Annotated in this window: 15 protein-coding genes; 14 read left to right on the top strand and 1 reads right to left on the bottom strand. The window is 40.3% G+C overall.

Going from position 1 to position 23,006, the window contains the following annotated elements:
• Positions 1 to 105: 105 nt before the first annotated feature.
• The 9 genes from IMPJCBKJ_RS10800 to IMPJCBKJ_RS10760 all read left to right on the top strand — a co-directional run bounded on the left by IMPJCBKJ_RS10800 (position 106) and on the right by IMPJCBKJ_RS10760 (position 16,456).
• Positions 106 to 1,110, top strand: a complete 1,005-nt coding sequence (locus tag IMPJCBKJ_RS10800) for a YCF48-related protein (protein WP_138600646.1) — start codon at positions 106 to 108, stop codon at positions 1,108 to 1,110.
• Positions 1,110 to 3,434, top strand: coding sequence for an MMPL family transporter (locus IMPJCBKJ_RS10795; RefSeq protein ID WP_166340267.1), 2,325 nt, complete (start codon positions 1,110 to 1,112; stop codon positions 3,432 to 3,434). The genes IMPJCBKJ_RS10800 and IMPJCBKJ_RS10795 overlap by 1 nt, the downstream gene beginning before the upstream one ends.
• 212 nt (positions 3,435 to 3,646) lie before the next feature.
• Positions 3,647 to 8,485 carry an NAD-glutamate dehydrogenase gene (locus tag IMPJCBKJ_RS10790; RefSeq protein WP_166340265.1) on the top strand — a complete coding sequence of 1,613 codons (4,839 nt, stop codon included), beginning with the start codon at positions 3,647 to 3,649 and terminating at the stop codon, positions 8,483 to 8,485.
• Between the two features lie 114 nt (positions 8,486 to 8,599).
• Positions 8,600 to 9,610 (top strand): quinone-dependent dihydroorotate dehydrogenase, encoded by a 1,011-nt coding sequence (gene pyrD, locus IMPJCBKJ_RS10785; protein ID WP_054561585.1) that lies wholly within the window; start codon positions 8,600 to 8,602, stop codon positions 9,608 to 9,610.
• Between the two features lie 120 nt (positions 9,611 to 9,730).
• Entirely contained in the window at positions 9,731 to 10,261 is a 531-nt protein-coding gene (locus IMPJCBKJ_RS10780) for a cell division protein ZapC domain-containing protein (protein WP_138600650.1), read from the top strand.
• Between the two features lie 178 nt (positions 10,262 to 10,439).
• The gene (rlmKL, locus tag IMPJCBKJ_RS10775) at positions 10,440 to 12,557 is read left to right on the top strand and encodes a bifunctional 23S rRNA (guanine(2069)-N(7))-methyltransferase RlmK/23S rRNA (guanine(2445)-N(2))-methyltransferase RlmL (protein WP_166340263.1); all 2,118 of its coding nucleotides are present in this window, start codon (positions 10,440 to 10,442) and stop codon (positions 12,555 to 12,557) included.
• The gene (locus IMPJCBKJ_RS10770; RefSeq protein WP_054551385.1) at positions 12,550 to 12,783 is read left to right on the top strand and encodes a glutaredoxin family protein; all 234 of its coding nucleotides are present in this window, start codon (positions 12,550 to 12,552) and stop codon (positions 12,781 to 12,783) included. The genes rlmKL and IMPJCBKJ_RS10770 overlap by 8 nt, the downstream gene beginning before the upstream one ends.
• 14 nt (positions 12,784 to 12,797) lie before the next feature.
• Entirely contained in the window at positions 12,798 to 14,708 is a 1,911-nt protein-coding gene (locus tag IMPJCBKJ_RS10765; RefSeq protein WP_166340261.1) for an ABC transporter ATP-binding protein, read from the top strand.
• Between the two features lie 11 nt (positions 14,709 to 14,719).
• Positions 14,720 to 16,456: a DUF3466 family protein gene (locus tag IMPJCBKJ_RS10760; RefSeq protein WP_166340259.1), complete on the top strand. Its 1,737-nt coding sequence runs from the start codon at positions 14,720 to 14,722 to the stop codon at positions 16,454 to 16,456.
• Positions 16,457 to 16,535: 79 nt separating this feature from the next.
• On the opposite strand, the gene IMPJCBKJ_RS10755 is transcribed toward IMPJCBKJ_RS10760, so the two are convergent.
• Positions 16,536 to 17,045, bottom strand: coding sequence for a DUF2062 domain-containing protein (locus IMPJCBKJ_RS10755; protein ID WP_054551382.1), 510 nt, complete (start codon positions 17,043 to 17,045; stop codon positions 16,536 to 16,538).
• Between the two features lie 96 nt (positions 17,046 to 17,141).
• Here IMPJCBKJ_RS10755 and IMPJCBKJ_RS10750 point away from each other — a divergent pair, with 96 nt between their 5' ends.
• Genes IMPJCBKJ_RS10750 through kdsB form a run of 5 tightly spaced genes read left to right on the top strand, consistent with a single transcriptional unit; the run spans position 17,142 to position 23,004 of the window.
• Positions 17,142 to 19,295 carry a DNA internalization-related competence protein ComEC/Rec2 gene (locus IMPJCBKJ_RS10750; RefSeq protein ID WP_166340257.1) on the top strand — a complete coding sequence of 718 codons (2,154 nt, stop codon included), beginning with the start codon at positions 17,142 to 17,144 and terminating at the stop codon, positions 19,293 to 19,295.
• Between the two features lie 59 nt (positions 19,296 to 19,354).
• On the top strand, positions 19,355 to 21,097 hold the full coding sequence (gene msbA, locus IMPJCBKJ_RS10745) for a lipid A export permease/ATP-binding protein MsbA (protein ID WP_166340255.1): 1,743 nt from the start codon (positions 19,355 to 19,357) through the stop codon (positions 21,095 to 21,097).
• Positions 21,097 to 22,074: a tetraacyldisaccharide 4'-kinase gene (lpxK, locus tag IMPJCBKJ_RS10740; protein ID WP_166340253.1), complete on the top strand. Its 978-nt coding sequence runs from the start codon at positions 21,097 to 21,099 to the stop codon at positions 22,072 to 22,074. The genes msbA and lpxK overlap by 1 nt, the downstream gene beginning before the upstream one ends.
• Positions 22,064 to 22,261, top strand: coding sequence for a Trm112 family protein (locus IMPJCBKJ_RS10735; protein ID WP_036968654.1), 198 nt, complete (start codon positions 22,064 to 22,066; stop codon positions 22,259 to 22,261). Before lpxK ends, IMPJCBKJ_RS10735 begins: the two co-directional genes overlap by 11 nt.
• Positions 22,249 to 23,004, top strand: a complete 756-nt coding sequence (kdsB, locus tag IMPJCBKJ_RS10730; RefSeq protein WP_166340251.1) for a 3-deoxy-manno-octulosonate cytidylyltransferase — start codon at positions 22,249 to 22,251, stop codon at positions 23,002 to 23,004. The genes IMPJCBKJ_RS10735 and kdsB overlap by 13 nt, the downstream gene beginning before the upstream one ends.
• Positions 23,005 to 23,006 lie beyond the last annotated feature (2 nt).

Raw genomic sequence — 23,006 nt, 5'->3', positions numbered from 1 at the left:
CTCCAGGTGCCTTTTGCAATTCGCGTAAGTCATCAGTACACGCATTAGGTTTCCCAGTGACTTTTTTGACTTCTCTTTTTATTTTTTCGAAGGCGATTTATCTTTATGAAGTATTTGCTTTATGCCTGTCTTGCTTATAGTGCTTCATGTTTTGCTCAAGACATGCCTATGCCACAACAAGCCATTAGCGCTGTTAACGCAAACAAAACTCTTCTCACCGACATTGAACTAGCTGGCCCAAATCTCATTGCAGTTGGCAAACACGGTGTGGTTATCACAAGTACAGACGCTCAAACCTGGCAACAAGCCAGTGTGCCTACTCAAGTGCTGCTAACAGCCGTTGATTTTTATAATAGCGATTTAGGTTGGGCATGTGGCCATGATGCTACCATCATCAATACCGTAGATGCAGGTAAAACGTGGCAATTACAGCAATCATTACCAAACATGGATAAGCCATGTTTAGACATTTTATTTACTACAGACAAACAAGGGTATGCAGTCGGTGCATATGGAATGTTTTATGAAACTAACGATGGTGGACAAACTTGGCAGAAACGTTTTTTAGATAGCCTGTTATTTGAAGAAGACCGTGAATACCTCAATGATTTAAAAGACAGTGATCCAGAAGGCTATGAAATTGAAACTGCTTCAATACTGCCGCACTTTAATCGCATCGTTAAAACCGATGAGAGTCTATTTCTAGCCGGTGAAATGGGTTTAATGGCACAAAGTGTCGACAATGGTCAAACCTGGCAGCGTCTTGAGGAGATATATATGGGCTCTTTCTTTACGTTTGCGTCAACTGCGGATCAAGGTGGGGAAGACCTAGTTGCAGGCCTTCGAGGCAACATTTTCACTCGCCAAGCAGGCAGCGAACAGTGGCAACAAATACCACACGACAATTATGCAACCGTAAATAGCGCGATTAAATACAACAACCAGTGGTTATTATTTGCCAATAGCGGGGTGATATTCCAAATTGAGGATGGCCAATTATCAGAACAACAAATGGCCGATGGTAAATCGTTACTTGATGGTGTTGTGTTTCAAGACAAACTAGTTATGGCTTCAGAAAATGGCATTAAAGTGAAGGAGTTGAATCCGTAATGCGTGGTTTTTTAGATATTTTAGAAAGAGCGGTGTTTCGTCATCGCTTATTCGCAATTATTTCCTTTGCTTTGATCACTTGTTTCTTATTATTCAAAGCAACACAAATTCAATTAGACGCGTCGTTTAATAAAAATATTCCGCTTAATCATGACTACATGAAAGTTTACACCAAACATGAAAAACAGTTTGGCGGAGCTAACAGCATTTTAATTTCAGTCTGTGATGCAGATGGTGATATTTTTAATGAGGAATTTTTCACCCAACTTAAAGCAGTTCATGATCAGCTTTACTTTATTCCAGGTGTAAATCGCCCGTTAGTTAATTCAATCTTCGCACCGAGTGCGCGTTTTGTTGAAGTAGTTGAAGATGGTTTTGCTGGCGGTCCAATTATTCCGGCAAACTTCACTGCTGATAAACGTGGTCTTGCGGTTGTAAAAGAAAACATCGAAAAAGCAAAAGTCGTTGGCCGTATGATTGCCAGTGACTATTCGTGTGCAATGGTAACCGCTCAGCTACTTGAGACTGATCCACAAACGCAAGAAAAACTCGACACTTTAGCATTTGCAGAAAAGCTAGAAACGCAAGTTCGTGAACCGCTCAGTACGGACAAGGTTAGTATTCATATTATCGGTTTTGCCAAAATGGCAGGGGATGTCGCAGAGGGCGCTAAGGGCGTACTGCTATTCTTTGCTATTGCCATTGCTTTCACATTTGTGATGGTTTGGCTGTTCTGCCACTCTTTAAAACTGACAATTTTACCGATTGCCTGTTCAATCATTGCCGTTGTTTGGCAGTTAGGCTTGCTTTCAAGCTTAGGCTTCGGTTTAGATCCTATGTCAATTTTAGTGCCGTTTTTAGTGTTTGCGATTGGTGTAAGCCATGGCGTGCAAATGATCAATGACATCGGCAAAAAAGTGTCTACGGGTAGTTCAACTCGGGTTTGCTGTCAGGCAAGCTTTAGAGCACTTCTGATCCCGGGTGGTATTGCACTGCTATCAGACACAATTGGTTTTTTAACTTTACTCACCATTGATATTGGTATTATTCGTGAACTTGCTATCACAGCAAGTTTGGGTGTAGCGGTAATTATTTTCACTAATTTAATTTTATTACCTGTATGGGCATCGTACATGCGCTTTGAAGGCTCTGTGCATATTCAAGCAGGTACTCACACAGACAAACCAAATCTACTAGACAAGTTACGCGAGCTATTAGTAAAAGCCACAGACCGTAAAACGGCGGGTTTTATTATCGCCTTTACGGCTGTGTTATTTGCAGTGGGTTACTGGCAAGCTGACAAAATGCGTATTGGTGACTTGCATGCTGGTGCGCCATCTTTGCACCAAGATGCCCGCTATAACCAAGACACCTTTTTGATTTCTGATAAATACACTATTTCTTCAGATATCCTAAAAGTGATTGTAGAAGCGTATCCTGCTGCGTGTACGGAGCATGATGTTATGGAGCGTATTAGTCGTTTCCAATGGCAGATGGAAAACGTTGCAGGGGTACAATCGGCTGTGAGCTTAAGCTCAGTTGCGCAATCTGTGAACGCCGGCTTCAACGAAGGTAACTTAAAATGGCAAAGCCTGCCGCGCAATACGGCAAGTTTAGTGCAAGCTACTTCACGGGTTGAAACAAGCTCAGGTTTACTTGATGGAAACTGCTCTGTAATGCCAGTGATTATTTTCTTAAATGACCACAAAGCAGAAACGATTGACCATGTGGTAGCGAAAGTTAAAGAGTTTGCTAAGGCAGAAGAAACCGATGAATTAAAGTTTAAGCTAGCGTCAGGCCCTGTCGGTGTTATGGCCGCAACGAACGAATCGGTATCAGCTGCACAGCTACCTATGATGCTTTACGTTTACGGCGCCGTAATCCTGCTATGCTTAATTAGCTTTAGAAGTGTTAAGGCAACGGTCGCGGTTGTATTACCTCTGTACATCGTATCAACCTTAGCGCAAGCGTTGATGGTACAACTTGAAATAGGTTTAACAGTGTCGACATTACCAGTTATCGCTTTAGGTGTTGGTATTGGTGTCGATTACGGGATTTACATACTTTCATCAATGATGGGGCAGCTAAAACAAGGTGTGGCACTGGAAGTCGCTTATCGTAATGCATTAGCAGAGCGAGGTAGTGCAGTGCTGTTCACAGGTATTACCTTAGCCATTGGTGTTAGCACATGGATTTTCTCTGATCTGAAGTTCCAAGTGGATATGGGTATTCTTTTAACCTTCATGTTTTTGGTTAACATGTTGGGTGCAGTACTACTTTTACCTGCAATTGGTAGCTTCCTCTGGACTGACCAGAAAAAATAATGTGAATAATTGTGCTCCAATATGGCCAGTAATGGCCATTTATATCTATATTTTGTGAATAGATGACCAAATAGCTGAAAAGCTTAAAATGATTTCATCGAAAAGGCTGTTTATTAGCTGTAAAAGAGTTAGAATTTACCTGACTCCACGCTAATAAATGGCTGTACAAATATTCTACTAATCGATAAGTAGTATAGATTAAGGAACATACAATGACACGAAATGAAGGGCAAGCCTCGGTTATCTTAGATAATGTCTGTAAGCTGATCCAGAAAAAAGTTCACGCTGATAATGTGTTACTCGTTGAGAAATTCGCCAAAGCCTTGTACAGCAATATGTCTAAAGAGGATTTGGCTCATCGCAACGATAGTGACTTATATGGCGCTGCACTAAGCCTATGGAACTCGCTAGAAAAAAATAATTCTGATGACGCGGTTGTCCGTGTTTTCAATCCTGAAGTAGCAAAAGATGGCTGGCAGTCATCGCACACCATTGTTGAAATCATCGCGAAAGACATGCCTTTCCTCGTTGATTCTGTGCGTATGGCCATGACCCGCGCAAACATCGCTTCTCACTTATTACTTCACTCTCCGTTGAAAATCCAACGTGATAAAAATGCTAAAATCACCGGTATTTCAAGCTTAAAAGCAGAGCAAGAATCAACGTCGACAAAAACTGTGTTCTTTATCGAGATTGATCGTCAAACAGATGCAAAAGTAATTGAGTCTTTCAAAAAAGAACTTGAGTCTGTGTTAGTTGACGTATCTATCGCTGTAGAAGATTGGCAGCCAATTCGTGAAAAGCTTATTGCGGTAACGAAAGACTTACCAAAACGCCACCATAACAATAACGAAAGCGAAGTTGCAGAAACGGTAGAGTTTTTAGATTGGTTAGCTAAAGATAACTTTACGCTAATGGGTTACCGTGAGTATGAACTTTCGCCAGTGCAGGGTGATTACCAGTTAAAAGGTAAAAAAGGTACCAGCCTTGGTCTCATGAAAAACACAGACGAAGAGCATAGCCGCTTACTTTCTGAGTTACCTGAAGTAGCGCGCCAAGAAGCGCGTAGCAGTAACCTATTAATTTTAACGAAAACAAATTCAGTGTCTCGTGTACATCGTCCAGCCTATATCGATTATGTAGGTATTAAGCGTTTTGATGATGAGGGCAATGTAATTGGTGAAGACCGCTTCCTTGGTTTATTCTCATCAAGCTTTTACAACAACAGCGCCGCTGATGTACCTGTACTGAAAAGTAAAATTAACCGCATTATGGAAATGTGTGACTTTGCTAAAGGCACCCATGCATACAAAGCGGTATTAAATATTTTAGAAACGTATCCACGTGATGAGCTTGTGCAAGCACGTGAAGCTGAACTACTTGAAGTTGCCATGGGTGTATTACAAGTACAAGAGCGTGATATGTGCCGTATTTTTGTGCGTAAAGACGCATATGGCCGTTTCTTCTCTTGCATGGTTTATGTACCGCGTGAGCGCTATAACACAGCACTACGTCGTGAAACGCAGCGTATCTTAGCCAATGCATTTAATTCTGACGATAAAGTCGAATTTACTACTTTCTTCTCTGAGTCAACATTAGCCCGTACACATTACACGGTGCGTGTGACTGACAATAATATTGAATATAACGTGAAAGACATCGAAAACAACCTAATTGAAGCTGCCCGTACTTGGGAAGATAGACTCCAATCTGCACTACTTGAAAGCGCAGGTGAAGCACGCGGTAAAGAATTAAACCGTAAATATGCACAAGCGTTTGCAAGTGCGTATAAAGATCAGGTTTTACCAAGTGCAGCGGTTGTTGATATTGAAAAGCTAGAACTTCTGAATGACGAGAACAAACTAGAAATGTTGTTCTACCGTCCACAAGAAGAAGCAAACACTAATGTTGTTCGTTTAAGCTTATTCCATAAAGATGAGCCAATCCACCTGTCTGACGTTATGCCAATGTTAGAAAACTTTGGTTTACGCGTAGTTGGTGAAACACCTTACTCAGTGAAAACGACTGACGGTAAAGTTAATTGGATCATGGACTTCACCATGCTAATTGACAACAAGGGCATTGCTGATTTTGATAAAGTGTCAGCGCGTTTCCGTGCAGCGTTAACGAACGTGTGGAATAACCGTTTAGAAAACGATGGTTTCAACCGTTTAGTATTAATGGGTGGCTTAACAGGTCGTGAAGCGTCTATTCTACGTGCCTACGCTAAATACATGCGCCAAATTGGTGTAACTTTCTCGCAAACTTACATCGAAAGCACATTTGCAAATTACCCACACATTGCATCGCAAATCGTTAACTTATTCACTAAAAAGTTCTCAGTTAAGAACCCAGGTAGTGAAAAGACACTTGAGAAGCTAGTTGCACAAATTAATCTTGAGCTCGAAAACGTAGCAAACCTAGATGATGACCGTATCATCCGTTTATACGTTGATATGATCAATGCAACTCTTAGAACGAACTTCTTCCAAAAAGAAGCGGATGGCCAATTTAAGTCATACGTATCATTCAAAGTTCAGCCTTCTATGATCCCAGAAATGCCATTACCACTGCCTGCGTTTGAGATCTTTGTATACTCGCCGCGCGTTGAGGGTGTGCATTTACGTGGTGGTAAAGTTGCTCGTGGTGGTTTACGTTGGTCTGACCGTCGTGAAGACTTCCGTACTGAAGTACTGGGTCTTGTTAAAGCGCAACAAGTTAAAAATACGGTTATCGTGCCAGTCGGTTCGAAAGGTGGCTTCGTATGTAAACAGCTACCGACAGACCGTGAAGCATTCTTCAAAGAAGGCCAAGAGTGCTACAAGATTTTCATCCGTGGTTTATTAGATATCACAGATAACATTGAACGTGGTGAGATAGTTCCACCAGTTGATGTTGTTCGTCATGATGAAGATGACCCGTATTTAGTTGTTGCTGCCGATAAGGGTACTGCGACTTTCTCTGATATCGCTAACGGCATCGCAAATGAATATAACTTCTGGCTAGGTGATGCATTCGCATCAGGTGGCTCAGTAGGTTACGACCACAAGAAAATGGGTATCACTGCAAAAGGTGCGTGGGAATCTGTTAAGCGTCATTTCCGTGAAATGGACATTGACTGTCAAACAACTGATTTCACTGTTGTGGCAATCGGTGACATGGCGGGTGACGTGTTTGGTAACGGTATGTTGCTTTCTAAGCACATTCGCTTACAAGTAGCGTTTAACCACATGCACATCTTTGTTGATCCAAACCCAGATGCAGCGACATCTTACCCAGAGCGTGAGCGTTTATTTAATCTACCGCGTTCTTCTTGGGAAGATTACAACAAAGACCTCATTTCTCAAGGTGGTGGTATTTTCTCTCGTGCGGCTAAATCAATTAGCTTAAGCCCAGAAATGAAGAAAATGCTTGGCACTAAGAAAGCGAGCATGACACCTAACGAGTTAATCAAAGCAGCTCTAATGATGGAGTTTGATTTACTTTGGAATGGAGGTATCGGTACTTACATCAAGAACTCTAAAGAGACTGATGCTGATGTGGGTGACCGCGCGAATGATGCACTTCGTATTAACGGTTCTGAGCTTGGTGCGAAGATCTTAGGTGAGGGCGGTAACTTAGGTGCGACTCAATTAGGTCGTATCGAATTTGCGGCTAAAGGCGGTCGCGTTAACACTGACTTCATCGATAACGTAGGTGGTGTTGCGTGTTCAGATAACGAAGTAAACATCAAAATCTTACTTAATGGCCTAGTTGCTGAAGGTGACTTAACACGTAAACAGCGTGATGAGTTACTTTATTCAATGACTGATGAAGTGTCTGAGTTAGTATTAAAAGACTGTTATCGTCAAACGCATACCTTATCGATTACTCAATCAAAAGGTACGTCAACGCTTAAAGAAAAAGTACGTTTCATCCATGCCCTTGAAAAAGATGGCAAGCTTAACCGTGCAATCGAGTTCATTCCAACGGATGAAGAGCTTGCAGAGCGCGCAGCAGCGGGTAAAGATTTAACTCGTCCAGAGCTTTCTGTACTTGTTTCTTACGCGAAGATGGTTCTTAAAGAGTCTCTAGTGGTTGATGAAATCACTGAAAACCCTTACTACCGTCAGTTATTAGTTAAGTCGTTCCCAGTGCCACTTCGTGAGAAGTTTAACGATGCAATGGATAACCACCCACTTCGTAAAGAGATTATCGCAACGAAACTTGCAAACAACATCGTTAACGATATGGGCCTTAACTTTATGGTTCGTATGCACGAAGAAACAGGTGCTAACGAAGCTGAAATCGCACTTTGCTACTCAATTGCAAAAGAAGTGTTCCAGATGCCAGAAACATGGTCATCAATTGTTGCACTTGATAATAAGATCCCAGCAGCTGTACAAACAGAAATGCTATACCAATTACGTCGTACGGTTCGTCGTGCAACACGCTGGTTCTTACGTCATCGCAATAAAGCACAAACGATTGAGCAAGCAATTGAATTCTTTGCACCAACATTTGCTGATTTAAGTGAAAACTTAAACAGCTACATGGTTGAAAAAGAAAGCGAGCGCCTAGTTAAAGCGGCAGATAAGCTAATTGAGAGCAATGTACCAAAAGCACTTGCAACACGTATTGTGTCACTATCAAGCTTATTCTCTGTAATGGACTTAGCTGAAATTGCTAACAATTCAGAGCGTAGTATTGATATGGTTTCTAATACCTACTTTAAGCTTGGTGCGCGTATGGGCTTACATTGGTTCCTTGACCAAATCACCAACCAACCAGTTGCGAACCACTGGCAAGCACTTGCTCGTGCTTCTTACCGTGAAGAGCTGGATTGGCAACAACGTACATTATCAGCTGTGGTACTTAATAGCTTTGCTGCAGACAGCAAAGACATTGATGCACAAATTGATGAGTGGATGGATAACCAAGATCTACTATTACAACGTTGGAAGCAGATGCTATCTGAGTTCAAAACATCGCAAAGCCATGATTTTGCGAAATTCTCAGTGGCACTTCGTGAACTAATGTTGTTAAGCCACAACTGTGACACTTCCAAATAAGTGAAAAGTCGTTAAAATACATACCCCAGCTCGCTGGGGTATTTTTTTGCCCTTAATTTGCAATGGTCCGTTTATAAACGGTTACCTTGTTTATTTTTACCTAAGGAACAAACCATGTTTTATGATCTAGCTCGCCGTTTTATGTTTACCCGTGATGCGGAGTGGGCTCATGAATTTGCACTTAATAATTTACGCCGATTTGCTCATACGCCATTGAGTGCTGCGTGGTCTCAATCTGTCCCTAATAAACCCGTCAATTTTCTAGGTTTAGAGTTTAAAAACCCAGTCGGTTTAGCGGCAGGCTTAGATAAAAATGCTGAGTGTATTGATGCTTTTTCGCAAATGGGTTTTGGTTTTGTAGAAGTAGGTACTGTTACACCACGTCCGCAAGCGGGTAACGATAAACCGCGAATTTTCCGTTTGCCTGAATCAAATGCGATTATTAACCGCATGGGCTTTAACAATAAGGGCGTTGATAACCTAGTTAACAATGTTAAAGCGGCGAAATATGACGGTATTCTAGGTATTAATATTGGTAAAAATAAAGATACACCTAACGAGCAGGGTAAAGATGATTACATTCACTGTATGCGTAAAGTATTTGAGCATGCATCGTACATCACAGTAAATATTTCTTCACCGAATACCCCAGGTCTTCGTGACTTACAATATGGTGAAGCACTTGATGACTTATTGCAAAGCTTAAAGAATGAACAACTTGATCTAGTTGCTAAACATAACAAACAAGTGCCTATGCTAGTTAAGATCGCCCCTGATCTTGATGAAGTACAAATTGGCCAAGTTAGTGAGTCATTGATCAACAATAAGATCGATGGTGTTATTGCTACAAATACCACGCTTGAGCGCGCGATGGTACAAGGTCAACAATACGCAAACGAAGCGGGTGGATTATCTGGCCAACCAGTACGTCAGCGTTCAACCCACGTGGTTAGTGAGCTTAAGCGTTTAACCGAAGGTAAACTACCTATCATTGGTGTGGGTGGTATTGATGATGCGGATTCTGCAAAAGAGAAATTTGCAGCAGGTGCAGACCTTGTACAAGTTTACACTGGATTCATTTATAAAGGCCCAGAATTGGTAAAAACGATCCTAAATAGCTTATAAGGATCAGTTATCTAAGCAATTGATCATTAATAAAATGTTCTAAGAAATCATTTTATTAATGATCTGCTTTAGTTATAATTTATGATTAAGCGCACAGTATTTATTCGTTAGGGAGGAGACATGTTACAAGCATCTAAGCAATGGAAATGGCTTGCTTGTGCGAAAAATAATCGTCTTTTGGTTGACCTTGACCAAGATATGCAACTGTGCACGCCTTACAAACTTCGCCAACTTACTGATGCTGTTTTACAAGAGCCAAACTTTAGCCTTGAAGATGCTGCATTTTATCAGCAAGTTTATCAATACCTCGAAACATTCTCACTGTGGAACCCTGCACAGCTTTGCCAAATCGCGCTAAATGCCACTGCGGTCAAATTTCATTTAAAGCCTGTACTTGCAAAAAGTTGGTTCTTTCATGAGTATCATGGCAGCCAGCCAAGTGTTGAAGCAGTGGTTAAATTGTGCTCGCAGGCACAAGAAGGTGAGTTTTTAATTGTTGACCACTCGAGCGAAGCCTCAGTGTGTATTAACCTAAGCCAACACTTTCAATTAGACGAAAACCTTTCTCTTGAACAGTTTGAAGCTATTAAGGTTTTAAATAACCGTATCCATCCTGTTTATATTCAACAAAAACAGTTCAAATCAGCCTAGGGCGTGTTGACCTTTGTGAATTAAAATTTGTTCACTCTAGGGGCGATTTAATCGCGGCGCGAGATTTGTAACCTAGTGGGCTAAGTAAAAATCCAGCTAATATCCCTGCAAATGTTGGCGTTTTTGTTCGCCAAGCTATGCTATAATCCTGCGCAATTAGCATTTAAGGGTTTTTACTTTGCAATTTATCGCACTTACTTCTATCGGAATAGAAAATTTACTTGTTGATGAGCTTACAGCACTCGGTGCCGAAGTCTCAAAACAAACCGTGGGCTCTGTACGTTTTGAAGCAGATAGCTTATTAGCACAAAAGATTTGTTTATCGAGCCGTTTTGCGACTCGTATCATGATGCTGATAGAAGAAAAAGAAGGCGTAAAAGACAAAGACAGCCTTTATCAATTTGCACGCTTACAGCCTTGGCAGGAGTGGTTTGGCCCTAAGCAAACCTTTGCTGTTGATTTTAGTGGTACAAATAACGATTTAAAAAATACGCAATTTTCAGGTCTAGTTGTAAAAGATGCGATTGTTGATTACTTCGCGGATTTATTCGAACAACGTCCAGATGTTGATAAATACAATGCCAACGTTCGAGTTGTAGCAAGATTGAACCGTCAAGGTGTTGCGCTTTATATCGATTATTCTGGCCCGCGTTTATCTGAGCGTGGTTATCGTCAAGATCAAGGTAAAGCGCCGATTAAGGAGCATTTAGCTGCTGCTCTTGTAAAAAGAAGTGGTTGGCTTGAAAACGTGCAACAACCTTTATTCGATCCATGTTGTGGTTCGGGTACCATTTTAATTGAAGCCGCAAGCATGGCTCGCAATGAAGCACCGGGCTTATTCCGTGAAGGTTTTGCCTTTGAGCGCCTGCCTAGTTTCCGTATTCAAAAGTACAAAGAATTAAAAGCAGAACTAACTGCACAAATTACAGATCCTAAACTTTGGCTTATTGGCCATGATATTGACGGAAGTGTGATTGCAAAAGCGCAAGAAAACGCAGAGCGTGCAGACCTTGCTAATGTGATTAAGTTTAAACAAAGCGATGCCACTAAGTTAACCTCCGTTGCGAAACTACCTGGTGTGGTGATTTCAAACTTACCTTATGGTGAACGTTTAGGCTCAATGGCTGAGCTGGTTAACTTACACCGTAGCTTAGGTGTTGGCTTCAAAAAGCACTTTAATCATTGGAAACTTGCTTTACTTGGCACTGACGAAAGCTTATTTAAGTTATTAAAGTTAGTTAAGTTAAAACGCTATAAGTTTAAAAATGGCCCGTTAGATGTTGTATTAAATCTTTACCAACTAGACGATAAACAAGTAGAACTTAGCAAAGAAGATAAGCCAGCTCTTAACTTTGAAGGTTCAACCGCCTTTGCAAACCGTTTAAAGAAAAATAAGCAAAATTTAAAGAACTGGTTAAAGCAAAATGAAGTGAGCTGCTACCGTGTTTATGATGCGGATATTCCAGAATATAACGTAGCTGTTGATGTATACGATGATTCAGCGGTTATTTTTGAATATGCTGCACCGAAAGAAATCGACGATAATACGGCTCAAAAACGTTTGCAAGATGTGATCAGCCTGACTGCAGAGCAGTTAAATATCGCACCAGAAAATATCGCAGTTAAAGTTCGTAAAAAACAAAAAGGTGAAGAACAATATACCAAGGTAGCAAAACAAAATCGTACGCAAGTCGTTGAAGAGTTTGGCGCTAAATTCAAAGTTAATCTATTTGATTATCTAGACACTGGTTTGTTCTTAGATCACCGTTTAGCTCGTCGTTATATCCAACAAAACGCACAAGGTAAACGTTTCTTAAACTTGTTTGCTTATACGGGCAGTGCATCTGTGCATGCTGCTGTGGGTGGTGCTAAAGCCATTACCACCGTTGATATGTCAAAAACCTACTTAAAGTGGGCGCAAGAAAACTTTGCCCTGAATGATATCAGTAATACACGCTATCGTTTTGAGCAAGCAGATTGCTTGAAGTGGCTTGAGTATGCACAAGGCCAATATGATTTAATTTTCTTAGATCCACCGACGTTCTCAAACTCAAAACGTATGAAAGATGCGTTTGATGTTCAGCGCGACCACATCAAACTTCTTACCTGGGTTAAGAAGATTTTAAGCCCGAACGGTACGCTTATATTCTCAAACAATAAGCGTGGCTTTAACATGGATGAAGTAGGACTAATGGGGCTGGGTTTAAAAGCAGAAAACATTTCTGACAAGACTTTATCACCAGATTTTAAACGTAATAAGCAAATTCATAATAGCTGGCTTATTACTCATGGCTAATTTTACCCTGTACCACACTGATGGCTGTCATCTGTGTGAAATGGCCGATGAATTATTAATTGCTGCAAACGCTTCGTTTGTAGCAAAAGACATTATGGACAGTGAACAGCTGATTGAACTTTACCAAACCAGTATTCCGGTTGTGGAATCTCATCAAGGCGAGAAATTATTTTGGCCTTTTGATGCTGAGCAATTAGCGCAATTTATTGCTGATAATAAAGAATAAGAGTAGTAATCACGATGGATTTAATCAGAATAGCCAAAGCTCAACTCGCTTATGGTACGCATCCACTACTAGATGATGCCGATGCCGTTATTGAGTCAGGTGAGCGTGTTTGTATCGTTGGTCGAAACGGTGCAGGTAAATCAACACTATTAAAAGTGCTTGATGGCCAAGTGACATTGGATGATGGTGAAATCAACCAATTAGGCGGTATTCGCATTTCACGTTTAGAGCAAGATCCACCAAAAGGGGCGGAAGGCTCAGTATTTGATTATGTAGCGCAGGGTATGCCTGACATCGCTAACTTACTGATAGAATATCACCAAGTTAGTAATCAAATGCAAACTGACTATAACGATAAATTGCTTAACAAATTAGAGCGTTTATCTAATCAATTAGAAACCGTTGATGGCTGGCGTTTTGATACCCGTATTCAGCTCGTTTTATCTCGCTTAGAGCTAGATCCAGAAGCCAAGCTTGAATCATTATCGGGTGGTTGGCTACGTAAAGTTGCCCTTGCACGAGCCTTGGTTAGTGAACCCGATTTACTGCTACTTGATGAGCCTACCAACCACTTAGATATGAGTAGTGTTATTTGGCTTGAGCAGTTTTTAAAAGAGTTTAAAGGCGGTATCGTTTTTATTTCTCACGACCGTGCATTCATTCGAGCAGTTGCAACCCGTATTCTTGACTTAGACCGTGGTAAGCTGGTTTCGTACCCTGGCGATTACGCGACGTACCTTGAACAAAAAGCGCATGATTTAAAAGTAGAAGAAACACAAAACGCACTATTTGATAAACGCTTAGCAGAAGAAGAAGCGTGGATCCGCCAAGGTATTAAAGCACGTAGAACGCGTAATGAAGGCCGTGTGCGCGCTTTAAAAGAGTTACGTAAAGAGCGTAAGCAGCGTGTTGATCAGGTCGGTAAAACCGATTTCAATATTGAAACAGCGGAGCGTTCAGGTAAATTAGTATTCGAAGCGAAAAACATCTGTCATGCATTTAAAGATAAAGTGATCGCGAAGGATTTCTCGACCCTTGTTATGCGTGGCGATCGTGTTGGCCTTGTCGGACCCAATGGTATTGGCAAAACAACACTGCTTAAAATTTTATTTGGTGACTTAACACCAGATAGCGGCAGTGTTAAGCAAGGTGTTAATTTAGAGTTTGCTTATTTTGATCAGTATCGTCAAAAGCTCGATGAAGAAGCCACAGTACAAGATAACGTAGCTGAAGGTAAGCAAGAAGTGATGATGGGCGGGCGCTCACGTCATGTGCTTGGTTACTTACAAGACTTCTTATTTCCACCGGCAAGAGCGCGTACGCCAGTAAAAGCGCTATCAGGTGGTGAGAAAAACCGCTTATTATTAGCAAAGTTATTTTTAAAGCCATCTAACATTATTGTTCTCGATGAGCCAACCAATGACCTCGATATTGAAACTTTAGAGCTCTTAGAAGAGATCATCAACCAATATCAGGGCACCGTGCTGATTGTAAGCCATGACCGTGAATTTATTGATAATACCTGTAATTCTGTATGGGCATTTGAAGGTAACGGCAAGATAACCGACATTGTTGGTGGTTATAGCGACTATGAAGCGTATGCCGCTCATTTAGCTGAGCAAGAAAAACAACAACAGCAACAAATTAAGCAAGAAAAGCCGGCCGTTGTTAGCCAAGATAAAACACCAAAGAAAAGTAATAAACTCTCTTACAAATTAAAACTTGAATTAGAAGAATTACCCAGTAAAGTGGAACAACTTGAAAAAGCGTTAGACGCTCAGCAAGTTGTGGTTAATGACCCTGACTTTTTTAAGCAAGATGCTGCAATTACAACAGAAGCATTGAACCATTTAGCCGAGTTAGAGTCTGAGCTTGAAGTCGCTTTTGAGCGCTGGGAAGAACTCGAAGATTTAAAGAATCAGTAGTAAGGATTAAAATGAAATACAAATTACTCGCTGCCAGTATTTTAGCCACCCTAAGTACCTCAGCGATGAGCGCAACCTATAAATTAGAAGAATTAGGTGGCGTTGATGGCGCTAAATTTAACTACGTAACAGATGTTAGTGAAAACGGTCACATCATAGGCTTAGCAAACGGTCTTTATAAGCTACCTATTGATATTTCATATATTGATTTCACAGATGATAGCTATCTTGAATCAGCTTATGATACTGCTGAAGCGCAATACGAACTCATTGATAAAGAAATTACATTCACACTTGACGATATTGCTAGCAACGATGCGGTAAATACCAATGCAGATGCACATTCATTTATGGTTAGTTTTTTAACTGGTCGCTCAACTGACTCTGAATATCAAAAACTATCAAGTGCAATTGCAACGCTTTACACATCTGAAGGTGCTTCAGAGCAAGTTTTGTTTGATGAACAGTCACTTGATTTTGATGGCTTAACACGTTCAACTTCTAACTTACTAAATGCTGTAACAGATGACGGTGTTATGGTTGGTTGGGGAAGCGCACCTTACGAAAAAACATCATTCACACAAACAGATGAAGACGAAGAAGAAACCCACTTTTTAAGAGACTTCATTAGCCGTGCAATTGTTATCACCGAAGACGGTGTAAAAGTAGAACTTGCACCAGAGTTTGATGAGTACGGTGGTGTTAGCTCAGCAAATGACATTATCAAAACAGCAAATGGCTATGAAGTTGTAGGCACTGTCTCTACTGATATTGCGGTTGATCCACTGGATGATATTACTGATAACTGTGATGGCGAAGATGAACCAGTTTCAGACTGTGTTGAAGCGTACAACCGTACTTATTCAACGGGTATTTATAATAAACGAGCTGTTAAGTGGACATTAGACAGTAATCTAAACATCACCAATACAGAAATGTATGGCTTAGGTTTAACGCCTGAAGATGATGAAGATTTCGCGTTCCGTAGTAACGCACTTGCGATAAACGAAAATGGTTTAGTGGTTGGTACGTCTGATGTGCGTTACAAGAGTAATAGCACACGTATTAGTATGCCTGTTATTTTCGAAAATGGTGAAGTGAAAGAGTTTATCGACCAAGAGGACGATTGGATTTCAGGTCAGCCATTAGCTGTTAACAATGATGATGTTGTAGTCGGTTATGCAACTAAACGTATTGATGGTACGAATAGAACTAAGTTCTTTTACTATGATAAAAATAGCGACAGTGTTGTTTTCCCAACGGATTACTTCTCAAGCTCAAGCTCATTAGCTAACGATATTAATGATAATGGTATTGTTGTTGGTGAGGGTGAAACAGATATTTATAATACTTCTACGCGTCGTCGTGAAGGTTTCATGTACACCATTGGTGAAGATTCAGTTGTTAACTTAAACGATTTATTACCTTGTTATGAAGAAGATGGTGAGACTCGCTTTAAATACACGGTTGCTGAAGCGAAATCAATTAACAACAATAATGAAATCTTCGGTGTTGCGACTAAAACTGTTGAAAAGACAGATTCATTCGGTAACGTTGTAGTCGATGTTAATGGCAATATCGAATATGAAAGTGTCGCAGTGGCTGTTAAGTTAACACCAATTGATGGCAGTGTTGAAGAGTGTCCTGCAGAAGAGATTGAACAATACGAGCGTCAATCAGCAAGCTTCCCATGGTATGCTTTATTGCTATTACCATTTGCAGCTGCACGTCGCTTCTTTAAAAAGTAATCGTTTCGTAATCGAGACTTACTAATCAATATTAAAAAACCCAGCTTTAAGCTGGGTTTTTTGTCTATACTGAAATCAGTTATTTTTTATGGCGATGTATCCATGCTTTTCGGACTGAGCGTTTCCAAAGCATGTCGGTAGCAAAATAACCGATGATAGCAGCAGCAGTAGCACAAATAAGTGAGCCAACTAAAAAGGCTGGGCCAATTGTTGTAAGGCTATCTATAAACCATTGCCAGCTTGGTTCAAATTGGAAGTGCTGTTGTGGCTGAGCAAGGGCAATTGTGCCTACAATATATGAACAATAGAAAATAGGAGGCATGGTTAGTGGGTTCGTGATCCACACGGTTGCAACAGAAATCGGTAAATTTACTCGAAATGGAATAGCCAGGGCGGCTGCAAGAACCATTTGAAAAGGAACAGGGATGAACGCAAAAAATAAACCAACAGCAAATGCACCGCGTGCTGAGCGTCTATTTAAGTGCCATAAATTGGCATCATGCAATAAACGACCAAAAATTCTTAAATACTTGTGTTCTTTTACCTTGTTATGATCAGGTAAAAAGCGTTGGATCGTTTTCTTAGCCATTTAAAGCAACCATTTACATCTATTTGGTTATGCAGCGGCTTTGTCATAGGCTGTTTTTTCACCCTATATACATTTGACACTGCGGCGTTTTATATAATGAGTTTTGCTGTATTGCTAGCAGGTGCCTATTTTAAGCCTTTTTTAACTCTATTGTCAGGGTTTATTTGCGCTATTTTGGTAGTGATTTTTCATTACTTCATCTTTTACTCAATCTCTGACTGCGAAATCGATTATCAACAAAGCCGATTAGTTCGATTTGAGGTAGTTGAAACATACAGTGAACAAAGCCCTTACTACATTAAAGCAAGTCTGAAACATATTGAATCTTGCCCTACAAGCATCCGACCTGCTCCTAATGCAATGCTCAGCATTACTTCAGATAAACCTGTTACTAGTGGAGATGAATTAAGCGCAGTACTCAAACTTAAACCTTATCGGTCAGTAAAAAATTTCTACAGTTTTAATAGAGAACGGCAAGCATTACTTGAGCGAGTATTTTATAAAGGCCGAAGCGTAGGAGAGATAAGCTATTTAAATCATCATCAATATGACTCCCTGCGTGTGAGTTACCGCACTTATATTGATAAAATTACGGCAAACACACGATTACAATGGCTTTATTATGCACTTTTAACCGGTGATAAAAGTAAAATAGGTTATGAAGATAAAAAGCACTTGCGTGAATTAGGATTGTCTCATCTACTTGCTATTTCGGGTCTTCATATCGGACTTATCTTCGCAGTCGGTTTTTATAGTAGTAAGTGGCTGTTAAGAGTGAGTCACTTTCGTGTAAGCCAATCAATTCAATTAAATAAGCTATTTGTTGTAATAGGGTTCAGTTGCTCGCTCGTTTATGTTTACTTAAGTGATTTTATAGTTTCTGCAAGCCGGGCGCTGCTAATGTTAGGCTGCTACCTTGTAATCTATAACTTAGGAAAAAACCCAGTGCGTTGGCGTTCAATTTTGTACGCCTTGAGTGTGGTGTTGTTTATAGACCCATTTACGCTGTTGAATCCTGGGCTCTATTTCAGTTTTTTGGCCGTTACGATCATCTTTCTACTGACTAAAAAAACAATTAATTTGTCACTTAGTTTTTTAAAGCGATTTGTACAGCTACTGCAAGTTCAATGCGCTTTATTTGTTGGTTTACTACCGCTATCCTTATATTACTTTTCAGGTACTAGCGTGATAGGTTTATTGATTAACCTTATTGCTGTGCCCTTGGTTGGTGTGCTGTTATTGCCTTTGTTGATTTTTTATAGTCTGATTTCTAGCCTACTGGATATTTCAGGTCTGTTATCACTGATCGACAGTGCCCTGTATTTTAGTTATCAACTATTGCTTTCTATCCCTAATGACTGGCGTTGGTTGTCGTTCAATGAGTTTAATTTCTCATTATTGATCATCAGTTACATAACACTTCTGCTGTTGTACTTTAGCCCTAATAAATATGTGTGTTTAATTCCTGTTTGTATATATGCCGTTGATAGTGAATTACAGCCAGAAGCTAATTTTCGGATGGATGTGTTTGATGTCGGGCATGGCTTAATGGTGATGGTAAGCAGCAAAAATAAAGCGATAATTTATGATTTAGGCCCACAGTATTTTGGCCGTTATGATTATGTACACCGCGTATTACTTAACAACATCAATAAACAGCAGCTATCTGTGATTGCCACCATAGTAAGCCACTTAGATAACGACCACTCTGGTGGTTTAGCAAGTTGGAAAGTGGCTGGCTATCAACACACTTTAGCTACTTTTCATCCTCAGGGACTGTTAAATAAGTGCAAAACAACCAACCTCAAACTTGCTGAGCTCAATATCAGAAGTTTTACAGCAAAGGTAGAAAAAGCGAGTCGCAATGACCAGTCTTGCTTATTAAAAGTAACAGGTTTTAATTATTCACTTTTACTAACTGGAGATATATCAGCAGCGGCAGAAGCTAAACTTATTGAAGAGGAGGTGGATTTACGAGCGACTATTTTAATAAGCCCCCATCATGGCAGTAATACCTCTTCCAGTTATGAATTTATAGATGCAGTAAATCCTGAAGTAGTTATCCATTCATCTGCTTACCAAGGGCAATGGCACTTTCCTCACCCAGAGGTTGTAAATCGTTATAACCAACACCATATACAGCAGTTATCGACGGCAAAGTATGGCCATATACGCATAAAATTTTACGAAGATAAATATCGCTTAGAATTTGCGCGAGAGCAGGAAAGTTATTGGTTCGAACAAGATTGACGTTTTGTTTTTACCCCCTAAAGGCTACAATAGTCGAAGTCTATGAATAAGAGAGTGTTATGGATCAAACTACATCCCAAATCTATAAGCGATTAATCAGTTATGTGGGTGATTATAAGTTAATCGCGTTTTTCGCCATTGTAGGCATGATTGGCTATTCAGCCATGGATGCATTGTTTATCAATTTAATGAAGCCCTTCATTGATGAAGGTTTAAATGATCGTAACACTGATGTTTTAACTTATGCACCATTTGTTGTGATTGCATTGGTATTAGGTCGTGGCATGTTTAACTATATGTCGTCGTACTGTTTAAGTTATGTTGGCTCTCAAGTTGTAAGAACGTTGCGCCAACAATTATTCGAACATATTTTACACCTGCCGGTGTCTTTTCATGATAAAAATTCAAATGGCGATTTAATCTCTAAAATCACCTTTGATACTGAGCAGGTTCAACAAGCCATTACCAAAGCCCTGTTAATTGTTGTTAGAGAAGGGGCGTTTGTTGTTTTCTTACTTTTTAATATGTTTTATACCAGCTGGAAGCTATCACTAATATTTTTAGTTATTATTCCGCTTGTGGCCGTGATCGTTGCCTTTGTATCGAAACGCTTTCGTATGATTTCGAAAAAAATCCAATCTGCTATGGGCCAAGTAACTCGCAGCTCAGAGCAAATGCTATCTGGTCATAAAGTGATACATGGCTTTGGTGGTCAACAGCAAGAGATATCGCAATTCTCGACTATTAATAATCATAATCGTCAGCAGCGCATTAAAATGGATGCAACTAAAGCGTTAAGCGTTTCTGTTATCCAAATTTTGGCAGCAAGCGCGATGGCCGTGATTTTATGGGTTGTTTCTATGCCGTCGATGATTGATACCATCAGTTCAGGTGACTTCGTATTACTTATTTCATCAATGATGATGTTATTACGGCCACTGAAGCAACTTTCTAACGTTAATAGTGATTTACAACGTGGTATTTCGGCAGCGCAAAGTATCTTTTTAGTACTTGATGAAGAAGTAGAAAAAGACACTGGCACTTACAGCGTTGATAAAGTAACTGGGAAAATTGAAGTAAACAATGTGACCTTTAAATACCCAACGAAAGATGAGCCTGTATTAAAGAATTTATCACTTTCGATTAATGCCGGCGAAAGCATCGCATTGGTTGGCCGTTCTGGCTCAGGTAAATCGACCATCTCAAATTTATTGCCGCGTTATTATGAGCTTGAAGGTGACAGTGAAATTTTGCTTGATGGCGTCAACATCGCTGATTACAAACTGACAGACTTACGTAAGCAATTTGCACTGGTTTCACAGCAAGTGGTTTTATTTAACGACACCATCACGAATAATATTTGCTATGGCCTTGACCGCGAATTAACAAGCGAGGAGTTAATGGCGGTTGCCAAGCAAGCCCATGTTTGGGAGTTTGTTAAAGACTTACCAGAAGGGTTAGATACCATGGTGGGTGAAAACGGCGTTATGTTGTCAGGCGGCCAGCGTCAGCGAATAGCCATTGCACGTGCAATATTAAAAAATGCCCCTATTTTGATTCTTGATGAGGCGACATCTGCACTTGACACTGAATCTGAAAAACTGATTCAGCAAGCACTTGATAGCTTAATGAAAGAAAAAACATCGATTGTGATAGCACACCGTTTATCAACAATAGAAAACAGTGATTGCATTTATGTTATCGACCATGGTCAAGTTATCGAAAAGGGCACACATAGCGAGCTGCTTGAAAAAGACGGTACCTATAGTGCGTTATGTAAGATGCAATTTGGTGAGCAGTAGTGAGTGTTATTGAAAAAAGCTGGTATAAAAAACCAGGCTTACTCAGCGTTCTGCTGTTACCTTTCAGTGTGCTTTTTTGGCTAATCTCAACGCTTCGTGCTTTGTTTTATAAGCTAAATATACTAAAAGCATTTAAAGCGCATGTTCCGGTTATTGTGGTTGGTAACATTAGTGTGGGTGGAAACGGCAAAACGCCATTTGTTATTTGGCTTGCTGAGTACTTACAGCAGCAAGGTTTAAAAGTGGCTGTGATCAGCCGTGGCTACGGTGGTCAGTCTGATTCGTATCCTTTGTTAGTGACTGAACAAACGACGACAACGCAAGCGGGTGACGAACCTGTACTTATTAAGCGCCGCCTAGGTTGTGTTGTAATGGTTGGCCCTGACCGACAAGCGAGTATAAAAAATTTAGAGCAACATGATATAGATGTCATTATTTCTGATGATGGCATGCAGCATTATAAAATGGCGCGTGATATCGAATGTTGTATCGTTGATAGTGAACGCCAATTTGGTAACGGTTTATTAATGCCTGCTGGTCCACTTCGTGAAACCAAAGCACGCTTAAAGTCGGTTGATTTAGTCATAGAAAATGGTGGCAACGCTCAAAGCCGCTATAATTTAGCATCAAGCCCATTTCGAACCGTAAGTAATTCAGAACTTGCCAATTCAGTTCAAGATAAAGGCCATGCGGTCAGTGCTATTGGTAACCCCAAACGCTTTGAAATAAGTCTTGAGCAGCAAGGCATTAACTTACTATCGACTCATCATTTTCGTGATCATTATGCCTACCAAGCAAATGACTTTAGCGATTTTGCAGATGACGCTGTATTTATGACAGAAAAAGATGCAGTTAAATGCTTTAGTTTTGCTAAACCAAATTGGTATTATTTACCTGTTGATGCAAAGCCAACAGCAGCAGTTATCGAAAAACTTAATTTATTATTAAAACAAAAAGGGATCCTCAATGGCCTTTGATACAAAATTACTTGAAATTATCGCTTGCCCAGTGTGTAAAGGTAAATTACGTCTTGATAAAGAGAATCAAGAGCTTATCAGTACTGCTGCGAAACTAGCGTACCCCATCAAAGACGATATCCCGGTGCTTTTAGAAAATGAAGCCCGTGAATTAAGCCAAGAAGAGGTTGATAAGTGGAATTCGTAGTCGTTATCCCAGCTCGCTACGCATCGACGCGTTTACCAGGTAAACCACTTGCTGATATTTGTGGTAAACCAATGATCCAACATGTTTATGAAAAAGCGGTTGCTTCAGGTGCATCACAAGTTTATGTAGCGACTGATCATCAAACAGTGTTTGATGCAGTAAAGAACTTTACTGATAATGTATTGATGACACGAGAAGATCACCAATCTGGCACAGAACGTTTAGCTGAAGTTGTTGAACAGTTAAAACTTGAAAGTGACACTATTGTTGTCAACGTGCAAGGTGATGAGCCTTTATTGGCAAGCGAAAATGTATCTCAAGTTGCCATGCTACTTGCTGATTCTGATGCGCCAATGGCGACTTTGAGCACCAGCATTGATGAGATTGATGATATATTTAATCCCAATTGCGTGAAAGTCATTAACGATGCAGACAACAACGCACTGTATTTTTCGCGTTCGCCAATCCCTTATCATCGTGATGCGATGATGAATGATGACCGAGATAAGCTAAATCTTGCTGATTTTGCGCGCCATATTGGTATTTATGCTTATCGTGCTGGCTTTATTAAGGACTACATCGAATTACCAGAATCTCGATTAGAGCTTTTAGAGTCATTAGAGCAGCTTCGCGTACTTTATCATGGTCACAAAATTAAAATCGCAAAAGCTCTGTGTGCACCGCAAGCAGGCGTAGATACCCCTGAAGACTTAGCGCGCGTTATTGCAGTGCTTGGTAACTAGAA

Source organism: Pseudoalteromonas sp. MB47 (genome assembly GCF_011319765.1).
Lineage (GTDB): Bacteria > Pseudomonadota > Gammaproteobacteria > Enterobacterales > Alteromonadaceae > Pseudoalteromonas > Pseudoalteromonas simplex.
Note: the sequence above shows the minus strand (reverse complement) of the source record. Positions and strands in the feature narration are given on the sequence as shown.